The organism is Mycobacterium sp. ITM-2016-00317 (assembly GCF_002968295.1).
Lineage (GTDB): Bacteria > Actinomycetota > Actinomycetes > Mycobacteriales > Mycobacteriaceae > Mycobacterium.
Genome location: NZ_CP134399.1, coordinates 3,441,206 through 3,453,723 on the forward strand (window position 1 = coordinate 3,441,206; position 12,518 = coordinate 3,453,723).

The 12,518-nt window shown below is 68.8% G+C and carries 12 protein-coding genes and 2 pseudogenes; 7 read left to right on the top strand and 7 right to left on the bottom strand.

The features are described from left to right. Positions 1 to 334: 334 nt before the first annotated feature. From prcA to dop, 4 genes are all read right to left on the bottom strand, one after another. Positions 335 to 1,090, bottom strand: coding sequence for a proteasome subunit alpha (prcA, locus tag C6A87_RS16395; RefSeq protein WP_311113257.1), 756 nt, complete (start codon positions 1,088 to 1,090; stop codon positions 335 to 337). Next, positions 1,087 to 2,004, bottom strand: a complete 918-nt coding sequence (gene prcB / locus C6A87_RS16400) for a proteasome subunit beta (RefSeq protein WP_396836880.1) — start codon at positions 2,002 to 2,004, stop codon at positions 1,087 to 1,089. The genes prcA and prcB overlap by 4 nt, the downstream gene beginning before the upstream one ends. After that, positions 2,001 to 2,195 (bottom strand): ubiquitin-like protein Pup, encoded by a 195-nt coding sequence (locus tag C6A87_RS16405; protein WP_311113258.1) that lies wholly within the window; start codon positions 2,193 to 2,195, stop codon positions 2,001 to 2,003. Before C6A87_RS16405 ends, prcB begins: the two co-directional genes overlap by 4 nt. Before the next feature lie 94 nt (positions 2,196 to 2,289). Continuing rightward, complete coding sequence (gene dop, locus C6A87_RS16410) at positions 2,290 to 3,798, bottom strand: depupylase/deamidase Dop (protein WP_311113259.1); 1,509 nt, start codon at positions 3,796 to 3,798, stop codon at positions 2,290 to 2,292. 94 nt (positions 3,799 to 3,892) lie between these two features. On the opposite strand from dop, the pseudogene C6A87_RS16415 reads away from it, so the two are divergent. Next, positions 3,893 to 5,034: pseudogene (locus C6A87_RS16415) on the top strand (hypothetical protein). A 56-nt stretch (positions 5,035 to 5,090) separates the two neighbouring features. Here C6A87_RS16415 and arc read toward each other — a convergent pair. After that, positions 5,091 to 6,930 (bottom strand): annotated as a pseudogene (gene arc / locus C6A87_RS16420) (proteasome ATPase). A 146-nt stretch (positions 6,931 to 7,076) separates the two neighbouring features. Here arc and C6A87_RS16425 point away from each other — a divergent pair. The 3 genes from C6A87_RS16425 to C6A87_RS16435 are packed head-to-tail and all read left to right on the top strand — an operon-like array spanning position 7,077 to position 8,416. After that, the gene (locus C6A87_RS16425; protein ID WP_311113260.1) at positions 7,077 to 7,577 is read left to right on the top strand and encodes a hypothetical protein; all 501 of its coding nucleotides are present in this window, start codon (positions 7,077 to 7,079) and stop codon (positions 7,575 to 7,577) included. A 38-nt stretch (positions 7,578 to 7,615) separates the two neighbouring features. Continuing rightward, a complete protein-coding gene (locus C6A87_RS16430; RefSeq protein WP_311113261.1) occupies positions 7,616 to 8,119 on the top strand; it encodes a hypothetical protein in 504 nt (167 codons plus the stop codon). Positions 8,120 to 8,122: 3 nt separating this feature from the next. Then, positions 8,123 to 8,416, top strand: coding sequence for a DUF503 domain-containing protein (locus C6A87_RS16435; protein ID WP_311113262.1), 294 nt, complete (start codon positions 8,123 to 8,125; stop codon positions 8,414 to 8,416). Between the two features lie 22 nt (positions 8,417 to 8,438). Here the strand turns inward: C6A87_RS16435 and C6A87_RS16440 are convergent, their stop codons facing one another. Then, positions 8,439 to 9,275, bottom strand: a complete 837-nt coding sequence (locus tag C6A87_RS16440) for a tRNA (adenine-N1)-methyltransferase (RefSeq protein ID WP_311113263.1) — start codon at positions 9,273 to 9,275, stop codon at positions 8,439 to 8,441. Between the two features lie 86 nt (positions 9,276 to 9,361). Here C6A87_RS16440 and C6A87_RS16445 point away from each other — a divergent pair, with 86 nt between their 5' ends. From C6A87_RS16445 to C6A87_RS16455, 3 genes are read left to right on the top strand one after another with little or no spacing between them, the layout of a single operon-like run. Beyond that, a complete protein-coding gene (locus C6A87_RS16445) occupies positions 9,362 to 10,234 on the top strand; it encodes a RecB family exonuclease (protein WP_311113264.1) in 873 nt (290 codons plus the stop codon). Then, positions 10,231 to 11,025, top strand: a complete 795-nt coding sequence (locus tag C6A87_RS16450) for a thioesterase family protein (protein ID WP_311113265.1) — start codon at positions 10,231 to 10,233, stop codon at positions 11,023 to 11,025. The genes C6A87_RS16445 and C6A87_RS16450 overlap by 4 nt, the downstream gene beginning before the upstream one ends. After that, complete coding sequence (locus C6A87_RS16455) at positions 11,025 to 11,537, top strand: DinB family protein (protein WP_311117962.1); 513 nt, start codon at positions 11,025 to 11,027, stop codon at positions 11,535 to 11,537. The genes C6A87_RS16450 and C6A87_RS16455 overlap by 1 nt, the downstream gene beginning before the upstream one ends. A gap of 9 nt (positions 11,538 to 11,546) precedes the next feature. Here the strand turns inward: C6A87_RS16455 and C6A87_RS16460 are convergent, their stop codons facing one another. After that, entirely contained in the window at positions 11,547 to 12,485 is a 939-nt protein-coding gene (locus C6A87_RS16460; RefSeq protein WP_311113266.1) for a R2-like ligand-binding oxidase, read from the bottom strand. Positions 12,486 to 12,518 lie beyond the last annotated feature (33 nt).

The window sequence follows — 12,518 nt, forward strand, 5'->3', positions numbered from 1 at the left end:
ACAACTCGATGCGTTATACGCAACAAATCATCCATCCTGGTCGGACCAGGCGCAAGATGGACACACCTTGGGGGTTCCTGTGAAAACCGTCTGTCGGGGTGGCGGGACATACTCGCGGCGACGAGAGGGACACGCGCACGGCGACGAGGGGGCCCGGATGGCGGACGACGAGCACCGGGGCGCCGACAAACCTGTCGAACTCGAGAGCCTGCCCGACCGGCTACGACGAGGCGGTGCGCGATGCGCGCCGCCTCTACCTGTCGCGGGGGCAGATCGGTGCGATCCTGGGCGTCTCCCGCCAGCAACTGCACCGGCGATACCGCGATGCGCCGGATTAGGCGTCGGCGTCGCCGGCTTCGGCCGCGTCCTCTTCGCCGTCACCCGAATCAGGTTGCGGCAAAAGCGCTTCCAGCGCCGAACCGGTGATGCGGCGGAATGCCCGTCGCGGCCGGTTCACGTCCAGGATCGCCACCTCGAGCGTGGCCAGCCCCAGCGTGCGCGGTTCGGTACCGTTGCCACCCGCACCGAGCGCGCTGACCGCGACCGACACCGCGTCGGCCAGGCTCGCGTTCTCGGTGTAGGACTCGTTCAAAGCCGTCAGGATCGGCTCGGTGGTACCGCCCATCACCACGAAGTGCGGCTCGTCGGCAATCGAACCGTCGTAGGTGATGCGATACAGCTCAGGCGCTTTGGTCTCGCCGTAGTGCGCGACCTCGGCCACGCACAGTTCGACCTCGTAGGGCTTGGCCTGTTCGGTGAAGATCGTGCCGAGGGTCTGGGCGTAGACGTTGGCCAGCTGACGGCCGGTGACGTCGCGCCGCGAGTACGCATAACCCTGGGTGTCGGCGAACCGGATCCCCCCGCTGCGCAGGTTGTTGAACTCGTTGAACCGGCCGACGGCGGCGAAGCCCACCCGGTCGTAGAGCTCACTGACCTTCTGCAGGGACCGCGACGGGTTCTCCGCGACGAACAGCACACCGTCGGCGTAGGCCAGCGCGATCACGCTGCGGCCGCGGGCGATGCCCTTGCGCGCGAGCTCCGACCGCTCACGCATCGCCTGTTCGGGCGAGATGAAATACGGGAAGCTCACAGCTCGTCACCTCTGGTGGGCCGGGCATCAGGCCCGAAAGTGTCTGTTCGCGAACGGTTCTCGATGATCTCACGACAAATCGTGGCGATGCGCTCCTCGGGCACCTCGTGAGCACCGTCGGCCCCGATCACCACGGCGGTCGGATAGATGCCGCGCACCAGATCCGGACCACCGGTCGCGGAGTCGTCGTCGGCGGCGTCGTAGAGCGACTCGACCGCCACCCGCAACGCCGATTCGGCGTCGGTGACCTGTGTGTAGAGCTTCTTCATCGAGGACTTCGCGAAGATGGAGCCCGAGCCGACCGACTGGTAGCCCTCCTCTTCGAAGTTCCATCCGCCCGCGGCGTCGAAGGACACGATGCGGCCCGCGCCTTCGGGATTCGGGTCGTCGAGGTCGTAACCGGCGAGCAACGGCAACGCGACGAAACCCTGCAGGGCGGCGCCGAGGTTTCCGCGCACCATCGTGGCCAACCGGTTCACCTTGCCGGGGAACGTCAGCGCCACGCCTTCGAGCTTCTCGTAATGCTCGAGCTCGACCGCGTAGAGCCGGGCGAACTCGACCGCGATCGCGGCCGTGCCTGCGATCCCCGTGACGGTGTAGTCGTCGGTGATGTAGACCTTCTGCACGTCCCGGCTGGCGATCATGTTGCCCTGGGTGGCGCGCCGGTCACCGGCCATCATCACCCCGCCGGGATACTTCAGCGCCACGATCGTGGTGCCGTGCGGCACCGCGTCCGTCGGCATCACGGCTTGGCCTGACCCGTTGCCGGGCAGCAGGTGCGGTGCCTGGTGGCGCAGGAAGTCCGAGAACGACGAGAGATTCACCCCGCCGTGGGAAAGCCCGTGCGGCAACGCGTCAAACGCTCCGGGTACTGCGGTGGGAAATGCCGACTGGTCGCGGTGGGGCCAGGTCACTGGCCGCCCTTCTGGACGTAGGCGCGCACGAAGTCTTCGGCGTTCTCCTCCAGGACGTCGTCGATCTCGTCCAGCAGGTCGTCGGTCTCGTCGGTCAGCTTCTCCCGGCGCTCCTGCCCGGCGGCCCCGTTGCCGGGGAGGTCGTCGTCCTCGCCGCCTCCGCCGCCACGCTTGGTCTGCTCCTGAGCCATCGCTGCCTCCTGCGTAAGTTGCGGGCACCCGACCCCATGCCCGTCGGTCTCTCCACCCTACCGGTCGGATGTCAGTTTGCCGGGGATAGCCCGATCAGGTGGTGAGCTGCTCGACCAGTTCGGCGGCGCTGTGGACTGAATCGAGCAGTGCCCCGACATGGGACTTGCTGCCCCGCAGCGGTTCCAGGGTGGGAATGCGCACCAGTGAATCGCCCCCGAGATCGAAGATCACCGAATCCCAGCTCGCCGCCGCGATGTCCGCGCCGAAGCGCCGCAGGCACTCGCCGCGGAAGTACGCCCGGGTGTCGGTCGGCGGGTTGTCGACGGCATCGAGCACCTGCTGCTCGGTGACCAACCGCTTCATCGAACCCCGGGCCACCAGGCGGTTGTACAGGCCCTTGTCCAGCCGCACATCCGAGTACTGCAGATCGACCAGGTGCAGCCGCGGCGCGTTCCAGCCCAGATTCTCGCGGTGCCGGAAGCCCTCCAGCAGCCGCAGCTTGGCCGGCCAGTCCAGCAGGTCGGCGCACTCCATCGGATCGCGTTCGAGCAGGTCCAGCACGTGCGCCCACGTCTCCAGCACGTGTGAGGCGCGTGGATCCGGGTCGCGGCTGTCGACCAGCTTGGCGACCCGGTCCAGGTAAATCCGCTGCAGCGCCAGAGCTGTCATATCACGGCCGTCGGCCAGCGCGACGGTGGCGCGCAGCGACGGATCGCGCGACACCACATGCACCGCGTGCACCGGCCGGGCCAGTGTGAGATCGGACAGGTCCAGACCGATTTGCGGGCCGTCCTCGATGAGGTCGAGGACCAGCGAGGTGGTGCCCACCTTCAAATAGGTCGACGTCTCGGCCAGGTTGGCGTCACCGATGATGACGTGCAGCCTGCGGTACTTGTCGGCGTCGGCGTGGGGCTCGTCGCGGGTGTTGATGATGCCGCGCTTGAGCGTGGTCTCCAGGCCGACCTCGACCTCGATGTAGTCGGCGCGCTGGGACAGCTGGAAGCCGGGCTCGTCGCCCGAGGGCCCGATGCCTACCCGCCCGGAACCGGTCACCACCTGACGGGACACCAGGAACGGGGTGAGGCCCGCGATGACCGCCGAGAACGGCGTCTGACGGCTCATCAGATAATTCTCGTGCGACCCGTACGAGGCGCCCTTGCCGTCGACGTTGTTCTTGTACAGCTGCAGCTTGGCCGCTCCGGGCACGCTGGCCACGTGGCGCGCCGCGGCCTCCATCACCCGCTCGCCGGCCTTGTCCCAGATGACCGCGTCCATCGGGTCGGTGCACTCCGGCGCCGAGTACTCGGGGTGGGCGTGGTCGACGTAGAGCCGGGCCCCGTTGGTGAGGATCATGTTGGCCGCGCCGACCTCGTCGGCGTCGACGATCGGCGGGGGTCCCGACGCGCGGCTCAGGTCGAATCCGCGGGCGTCGCGCAGCGGCGATTCCACCTCGTAGTCCCACCGCGTGCGCTTGGCCCGCTGGATGCCTGCGGCCGCCGCGTAGGCCAGCACCGCCTGTGTCGATGTCAGGATCGGATTCGCGGTCGGATCCGACGGCGAGGAGATGCCGTATTCGACCTCAGTACCGATGATCCGTTGCATACGACCAGGGTAGAGGTCGGCGGTGCGGGCCAGCTCACTAGCCTGCGGCGATCGCGGTCCCGCCACAGCGTCGCCGTGGTGGAATCTATCCCCGATGCCTTCCACAACCGAACAACGCCTGGCCGCCGAGCGGTGGTTTCTGCAACGCGGCCTGCCCGCCGTGCTGCGCCCTGGGGTGCTGGTCCAGCGGGTCTGGACCCGCTCGGCGCCGGCGCTGGCCGGCCTCGCCGTGGTGGTGCTGTTCTCGGTTCTCATCGTCGCGGTGACCGGGAAACACAGCATCGACATCGACGGCTCCCCGACCCGCACCGAGTGGTTCGTGATCGGGATCGTCCTGCTGGTGCTGCCCACGGTGGCGGTGGCGGGCCGTCTGGTGTCCCGGACCTCGGACCCGCGCCTGCGCGGCGCCGTGTCGACCGGTTCGCTGGGCATCGCCGCGATCGGCGGGTTCTACGGCGGTCCCAGTTCCCGGGTGCTCATCGACCTGGTCACCGAGGTCGTCCTCGTGGCGCTGATATTCGTCTGCACCGCAACGGGAATCGGGGCGATCCTGGGTTGGGCCGTGCGGATGACGCTGGCGAATCTGGCCTCGGTGGGCAACCTGCTGCTCGGCGCGCTGCCGGTGATGCTGCTGACCGTGCTGGTGTTCTTCAACGGTCCGGTGTGGACGACGGCCGCCACGCTCGGCCGCGGTTGTGGCTCGCGCTGACGTTTCTGATCGTGATCGCCGTCGCGTTCCTGTCGTCGAGCACGTGGAGTCGTGTGCAGCCCATCCTGAGCCCGGAGGCCAAGCAGCCCGAGGACGCCGCGCAATTGACCGGCACGCCGTTCGAGTCGATGGCCGACCGCCCGCGGCGGGTGCCGTTGTCGAAGGCCGAACGGCTCAATGTCGCGTTCGTGCTGACGATGTCGCAGATCGTGCAGCTACTGACCGTGGCGGTCGTGACGGGTCTGCTGTTCCTGGTCTTCGGGCTGATCCTGATCAGCCCGGAACTGCTGGCCGCGCTGGCCCCCGGCAGTTCCACCGACGGCCGGGTACTGGGCATGACGCTGCCGGTGCCGCAGGCCCTGATCCACGTCACGATGTTCCTGACCGCGCTGACGTTCATGTACCTGGCCGCCCGCGCCGTGGCCGACAAGGACTACCGGGCGCAGTTCCTCGACCCGCTACTGGAGGACCTGCGCTTCACGCTGGTCGCCCGGGACCGGTACCGCACGGTGACCGCGCCCGGATAGCCGACGAAACCGGCCCGCCACCGCGAGGTGGACGGGCCGGTTCACGACGGCGACGGCTACAGGTACTGGCCCAGGTTCGACTCGGTGTCGATGGCCCTGCTGGCCGACGAACTCTTGCCGGTGACCAGGGTGCGGATGTAGACGATCCGCTCGCCCTTCTTCCCCGAGATCCGGGCCCAGTCGTCCGGATTCGTGGTGTTGGGCAGGTCCTCGTTCTCGGCGAACTCGTCGACGATGGAGTCGAGCAGGTGCTGGATCCGCAGACCCCGCTGACCCGTCTCCAGCACCGACTTGATCGCGTACTTCTTGGCGCGGTCGACGACGTTCTGGATCATCGCACCGGAGTTGAAGTCCTTGAAGTACATGACCTCTTTGTCACCGTTGGCGTAGGTCACCTCCAGGAACCGGTTGTCGTCGATCTCGGCGTACATCCGCTCGACGACCTTCTGGATCATGCCCCTGATGCACGCGGCGCGGTCGCCACCGAACTCGGCGAGATCGTCGGCGTGGACAGGCAGTTCCGGCGTCAGGTACTTGCTGAAGATGTCCTGCGCCGACTCCGCGTCCGGCCGCTCGATCTTGATCTTCACGTCCAGGCGACCGGGCCGCAGGATCGCCGGGTCGATCATGTCCTCGCGGTTGGACGCGCCGATCACGATGACGTTCTCCAGCCCCTCGACACCGTCGATCTCACTGAGGAGCTGGGGGACGACGGTGGTCTCGACATCGGAGCTCACGCCGGTGCCGCGGGTGCGGAAGATCGAGTCCATCTCGTCGAAGAACACGATCACCGGGGTGCCCTCGGACGCCTTCTCGCGGGCGCGCTGGAAGATCAGCCGGATGTGACGCTCGGTCTCACCGACGAACTTGTTCAGCAGCTCCGGGCCCTTGATGTTGAGGAAGTAGCTCTTCGCCTCGCGGGCGTCGTCGCCGCGCACCTCGGCCATCTTCTTGGCCAGCGAGTTGGCCACCGCCTTGGCGATCAGCGTCTTACCGCAACCAGGAGGCCCGTAGAGCAGCACACCTTTGGGCGGCCGCAGCGAGTACTCCCGGTAGAGCTCCTTGTGCAGGAACGGCAGCTCGACCGCGTCGCGGATCTGCTCGATCTGCCAGGCCCAGGCCACCGATGTCGCTGTAGCTGACGTCGGGCACCTCTTCGAGCACGAGATCCTCGACCTCGGCCTTGGGGATGCGCTCGAACGCGTACCCGGCCTTGGTGTCCACCAGCAGTGAGTCACCCGGACGCAGCTTGCGCGGCCGGTCGTCACCGAGGTCGTCGTCGTACCCGTCGGGCAGGTCGCCTGCGGCCACCAGCGGCTCGGCCAGCCACACGATCCGCTCTTCGTCGGCGTGCCCGACGACGAGGGCGCGATGGCCGTCGGACAGGATCTCGCGCAGCGTGCTGATCTCGCCGACGGCCTCGAAGTGACCGGCCTCGACGACGGTGAGGGCCTCGTTGAGCCGGACCGTCTGACCCTGCTTGAGGTGTTTGGTGTCGATGTTGGGAGAGCACGTGAGCCGCATCTTGCGGCCGGAGGTGAACACGTCGACGGTGTCGTCGTCCTGCACGGCCAGCAGCACGCCGTAACCGCTGGGCGGCTGACCGAGCCGGTCCACCTCTTCGCGCAGCGCCAGCAGCTGCTGGCGCGCCTCCTTGAGTGTGTCCATGAGTTTGGAGTTGCGGGCGGCGAGCGAGTCGATGCGCGCCTCCAGCTGGTGGATGTCGCGCACACTGCGTGCGCTTCCGGACGTGCCCGCTGCGTTCTCGAGCTGTTCACGCAGGACCGCCGCCTCACGGCGCAATTGTTCGAGTTCCGCTGCATCCTCGGGAGACAGACGGCTGCTGGGTGACGTCCCAAAGACTTCAGAGGCTTCAGAACGCTCGGACTCACTCATGTTGCGCTCCTTTCCCACACCGGAAATTGGTGCAGTAACAACTTCAAAGCTACCGGCGATTCAGACATTGTGTGCGGTGTAGGAATTCGACACACCAGTACCACTGTTAACCTCGCAAGATCAGTCGGCCGAACGGAAGGACAGCCGTGACCCTGAAAACCCTCGTCACCAGCATGACCGCTGGGGCAGCAGCAGCCGCAACACTCGGCGCTGCCGCCGTGGGTATGACCTCGATTGCCGTCGGTGCAGGTGTCGCCGGGGCGTCGCCCGCCGTGCTGAACGCTCCGCTGCCTTCCGCCCCTGCCCCCGATCTGCAGGGCCCGCTGGTGTCCACCTTGAGCGCGCTGTCGGGACCTGGTTCCTTCTCCGGCGCCAAGGGCACCTACGTCCAGGGTGGCCTGGGCCGCATCGAGGCCCGCGTGGCCGACAGCGGTTACAGCAACGCCGCGGCCAAGGGCTACTTCCCGTTGAGCTTCACCGTCGCCGACATCGACCAGAACGGTCCGATCGTGACCGCCAACGTCACCGCGGCGGCTCCGACGGGCGCCGTGGCCACCCAGCCGCTGACGTTCATCGCCGGGCCGAGCCCGACCGGATGGCAGCTGTCCAAGCAGTCCGCGCTGGCCCTGATGTCCGCGGTGGGTTGATCTCCCGCACGAATCTGGTCCGCAGCGCCGTCACATTTGTGGCGGCGCTCGGGCTAGGTGGGTGTCTGGGTGCCTGCGGAGAGGCAGAGCACCCGGCGTCCACCGCACCCCAGGCGACCCCGTCCGCGGTCGAAACCACCACCGCACCCGCGGTCCCGATCCCCGATACTGCCGGCGGTCCCCCGCTGCCGCCGCCCGCCGCGCTGACCGACGTGATGGCGCGGCTGTCCGACCCGGCGGTGCCCGGGGATCAGAAGCTCACGCTGATCGAGGACGCCGCCCCCGGGGAGGCCGTCGCGCTCGACCGCTTCACCGCAGCGTTGCGCGACAATGGATCCCTGCCGCTGGACTTCGAGGCCCGCGATCTCGCATGGTCACAGTCCGCCCCGGGCCACGTGGTGGCCACCGTCGTGATCACCCCGGCGAACCCGCCCGGCGCGCAGTTCACCTTCCCGATGGAGTTCGCCCCGGCGGACGGCTCCTGGCAACTCACCCGACACACCGCCGATCTGCTGCTGGCCCTCGACGACGCGCCGCGCTGACCGATGTGGATCGGCTGGCTGGAGTTCGACATCCTGCTCGGTGACGTGCACTCGCTCAAGGAGAAGCGCTCGGTCGTGCGGCCCGTCGTCGCCGAGCTGCGCCGCCGGTTCAGCGTGTCCGCGGCGGAAGTGGGCGACACCGACCTGTACCGCCGCGCCGGCATCGGGATGGCCTGCGTCGCCGGGGACCGTGCCCACGTCGTGGAGGTCCTCGACGGGGCGGAACGACTGGTCGCCGCGCGACCGGAGATCGAACTGTTGTCGGTGCGCCGCGGGCTGTCGCGCAGCGACGACTGAGCCCGTCGTCAGGCCGCCGCGCCTAGGGGGCCGGGGTGACGCGCTTCTTACGCAGCGGAGTCGGCGCCACCGTGCCGGGTGCCAGCTTGCGCGCGCTGATCAGGAACGCGGTGTGCCCGCGCATCGAATGCTCCGGGCGCACCGCCAGGCCCACCACGTGCCAGCCGCGCTGCATGCTCTCCCACGACCTGGGCTCGGTCCAGCACTGCTGTTCGCGCAGCGCCTCGACGGTCTTGGACAGCTGGGTGACCGTCGCGACGTAGATCATCAGCACCCCGCCGGGCACCAGGTGCTGCGAGACGGTGTCGAGCACCTCCCAGGGTGCGAGCATGTCCAGCACGACGCGGTCCACCTCGCCGCCGGAGTAGTCGTTGAGGTCGGCGATGACCAGGTCCCAGTTGGGTGGGCGCTCACCGAAGAACGTCTCGACGTTGCGCAGCGCGTGTTCGGCGTGGTCCTCGCGCAGCTCGTAGGACGTCACCCGACCCTCGGGACCGACCGCCCGCAGCAGCGAGCAGGTCAGCGCGCCGGAGCCCGCGCCGGCCTCCAGCACCCGGGCGCCGGGGAAGATGTCGCCCTCGTGCACGATCTGCGCGGCGTCCTTGGGGTAGACGACCTGGGCGCCGCGCGGCATCGACATCACGTAGTCGACGAGCAGCGGGCGCAACACCAGGAACTGGTCGCCGTTGGTGGACTTGACCACGCTGCCCTCGGGAAGGCCGATCACCTGGTCGAGGGAGATGATGCCGCGATGGGTGTGGAACTCGCCGCCCGGCTTGAGCAGCATCGTGTAGCGCCTGCCTTTGGCGTCGGTGAGTTGGACACGATCACCTACGTCGAACGGGCCGGTTCTGCGCACGGTGGTCCAGCCTGCCAGTAGACGCGCCGTGCCCGACGTCCGGGGTTGTCCCCTTTTTGTCCGACCCCGGTCCTAGTCTCGAAGTCATGACCGAGCCGACGACAGAGGTGCGCCGCCCCGCGCTCTCGCCGTCGCGTGCCAGCGACTTCAAGCAGTGCCCGCTGCTGTACCGTTTCCGCGCCATCGACCGGCTGCCCGAGCCGTCGTCGGTCGCGCAGGTGCGTGGCTCGGTGGTGCACGCGGCGCTGGAGGACCTCTACCAGCTGCCCGCGGCCGACCGCGTGCCGGAGACGGCGGCCGCCCTGGTGGCCCCGGCCTGGGAGCGAGTGCTGGCCGAGCGGCCCTCGCTGGCCGCCGACATCGAGCCCGGTCTGCGCGCCGGACTGCTCGAGCAGGCGCGCGTGTTGTTGTCGGGCTACTACCGGCTCGAAGACCCCACCCGATTCGACCCGCAGAGCTGCGAACAGCGGGTCGAGGTCGAACTGGCCGACGGCACGCTGCTGCGCGGCTTCGTCGACCGCATCGACGTCGCGGCGACCGGCGAGGTGCGGGTCGTCGACTACAAGACCGGCAAAGCCCCATCGGAAGCCTGGGCGCTGGCCGAGTTCAAGGCCATGTTCCAGATGAAGTTCTATGCGGTGGCACTGCTGCGCTCGCGCGGGGTGATGCCCACCCGGCTGCGTCTGCTCTACCTGGCCGACAGCCAGGTTCTGGACTACAGCCCGACCCTCGACGAGCTGGAACGCTTCGAGAAGACGCTGATGGCGATCTGGCGGGCCATCCAGGCCGCCGGTGCGACAGGAGATTTCCGGCCGAATCCGTCGAAGCTGTGCGACTGGTGCGCCCACCGCGCCCACTGCCCGGCCTTCGGCGGCACTCCCCCGCCGTATCCGGGTTGGCCCGAGGTGCTCGAGGACGGCGACCCCGACGCGGTGCTGCGCGCGGAGCCGGCTGCATGATCGACTGTCTGTACCGTCGGCTGCCGGCCGACGGTGACTACGCCGTGTTCGAGTCCACCGAGGGCACGTGCAGCAACTGGGATCCGCGGATCCAACACGGCTCGCCGCCGCTGGCTCTGCTGACCAAGGCCGTCGAGGAGCTCGCCGACGGCACGGGACTGCGGATCGGCCGGCTCACCCTCGACATCCTGGGCGCCATCCCCGTCACGACCGTGCGCGTGCGGGCCTGGGTGGAACGCCCGGGTGCGCGGATCTCGCTGATGGCCGCCGAGATGCTCGTCGACCGCCCCGACGGCACCCGACGGGCCGTCGCCCGCGTCACCGCGTGGCTGCTGGCCACCGGCGACACCGCCGACGCCGCGACCGACCGCTACCCCGCACTCGTCGAGGGTGAGGCCAGCGCCGTCCCGCACGCGTGGCAGGGCGCGCCGGGCTACCTGGAGACCGTGTCCTGGCGCAGGCAGGCCACCCCCGAGGGCGCCGCCGCCGAGGCGTGGTTGTCCCCGCTGGTGCCGCTGGTGGATACGGAGCCCACCACACCGCTGCAGCGCCTCGCGATGGTGGTCGACTCGGCCAACGGCATCGGCGCCGCGCTGGACCCGCAGAAATATCTGTTCATGAACACCGACACCGTCGTCCACCTGCACCGCCTGCCCAGCGGCGACGACTTCGCGCTGCGGGCCCGCGGGTCCATCGGACCGGACGGTGTCGGGGTGACCACCGCCGAGATCTTCGACCGCGGCGGCTTCATCGGAACCTGCGCGCAGACGCTGCTGGTGCAGCGCCGATGATGCTCGACGAGGTGTCCCGCCAGTTCGAGCTCTCGTGGGCGCTGACCGACCTGCACCTGGCCGCACTCGTCGACGACGACTTCCTCTGGGAGCCCGCGCCGTTGTGCTGGACCGTGCGGCGCGACGAGGCCGGCCGGTGGCGGCCGGACTTCGCCGACGTCGAACCCGATCCCGTTCCGGTGCCGACGATCGCGTGGCTGACCTGGCACATCGACTACTGGTGGAGCGCTGCGCTCGCGGCGTTGCGCGGACTGCCGCTGCCCGCGCCGGCCGAGGTGACCTGGCCGGGCGACGGCACGGGTGCGGTGGCGCGCATCCGCGCGCTCGCCGAGCACTGGCGGAACCTGTTGGCGGACTTGACCATCGACCGGATGGCCGCACCTGCGCCGTTTCCGTGGAGTCCCGCCGACGGCCGCACCGTCGCCGACACGGTGCTGTGGGTGACGGTGGAGTTGACCAAGAACGCCGCGGAGGTCGGCCAGTTGCGCCTGCTCAGGGCGGCCGGTCGCTGAACCGGGGTGTCACGCCGACGGGGCCAGCGACTCCCGGTCCTCGGCGGCGAAGGTGTCCTCCAGGTGCAGCGGCGAGTAGTCGACGTCGATCTCGGTGAGCGGACGGCCGCGGGCGCTGTCGATGGTGCCGAACCGGCGCATGCCCTTGTCCGCGGCGTACTGCTGGAACTCGTCCATCCTGAGCCCGAACGGGACCTCGTCGTAGAGCGCGAACCCGTCCTCGGTGTTCTGCAACGCCAGCGGGATCAGCTCGTTCATCCTGGTCTCGAACACCGCCCAGTTGGCGTCGTCGGCGGCGACGTGGCGGCGGCACGTGAAGGTGCCCCAGGCCATGTGTCTGCGCTCGTCGTCGCCGATTCTGCGCACCAGCTCCTGCATACCGGGAAGGATGCCGCGGTCCACGCAGATCCGGTGCCACGCATAGTATCCGGTGAGCGCCATCATGCCTTCGATGACGTGGTTGTAGGTCGCCGAGGCGCGCACCTGGGCGGCCGGTGACGGGTCGGACGACAGCGCGTCCAGGGATGCGGGCAGCTCCTGGTAGAACATCTGCCGGTAGGCGGGCAGCTCCTCGAGGTAGCCCTGCAGATCGCCGGTGACCCCGACCGCGTCGAGCCAGAGCCGGAAGACCTGGGTGTGTTTGGCCTCCTCGAACGCGAACTGGGTCAGATACATCTCGTCGCCGAGGCGGCCCTCGGCGCGCATCGCGGACAGGAACGGCTGGATGTCCTGGGTGACCGCCTCCTCGCCGGCGATGAACTGGGCGCACAACCGGATGGCCCAGTCGCGTTCCAGTTCGGTGAGCGCGTCCCAGTCGGCCCGGTCCCGGGAGAAGTCGATGTCGGCGGGGTCCCAGAACTTCGCGTTGCCACCGGCGAACAGCCGTAGCGGCAGGCTGTCCCAGTTGAGGCCGCCCGCGGCGAGTGAATCCGAGCGTGTCCTGTTCATCCGACTGCCCCTTCGGCATCGACTGTGACCCAG

Excerpts from the sequence above, each read along its gene's own strand:
- C6A87_RS16405 (WP_311113258.1), bottom strand. The coding sequence starts at position 2,195 with ATGGCTCAGGAGCAGACCAAGCGTGGCGGCGGAGGCGGCGAGGACGAC.
- dop (WP_311113259.1), bottom strand. The coding sequence starts at position 3,798 with ATGCAACGGATCATCGGTACTGAGGTCGAATACGGCATCTCCTCGCCG.
- C6A87_RS16435 (WP_311113262.1), top strand. The coding sequence starts at position 8,123 with ATGTGGATCGGCTGGCTGGAGTTCGACATCCTGCTCGGTGACGTGCAC.
- C6A87_RS16445 (WP_311113264.1), top strand. The coding sequence starts at position 9,362 with ATGACCGAGCCGACGACAGAGGTGCGCCGCCCCGCGCTCTCGCCGTCG.
- C6A87_RS16450 (WP_311113265.1), top strand. The coding sequence starts at position 10,231 with ATGATCGACTGTCTGTACCGTCGGCTGCCGGCCGACGGTGACTACGCC.
- C6A87_RS16455 (WP_311117962.1), top strand. The coding sequence starts at position 11,025 with ATGCTCGACGAGGTGTCCCGCCAGTTCGAGCTCTCGTGGGCGCTGACC.
- C6A87_RS16460 (WP_311113266.1), bottom strand. The coding sequence starts at position 12,485 with ATGAACAGGACACGCTCGGATTCACTCGCCGCGGGCGGCCTCAACTGG.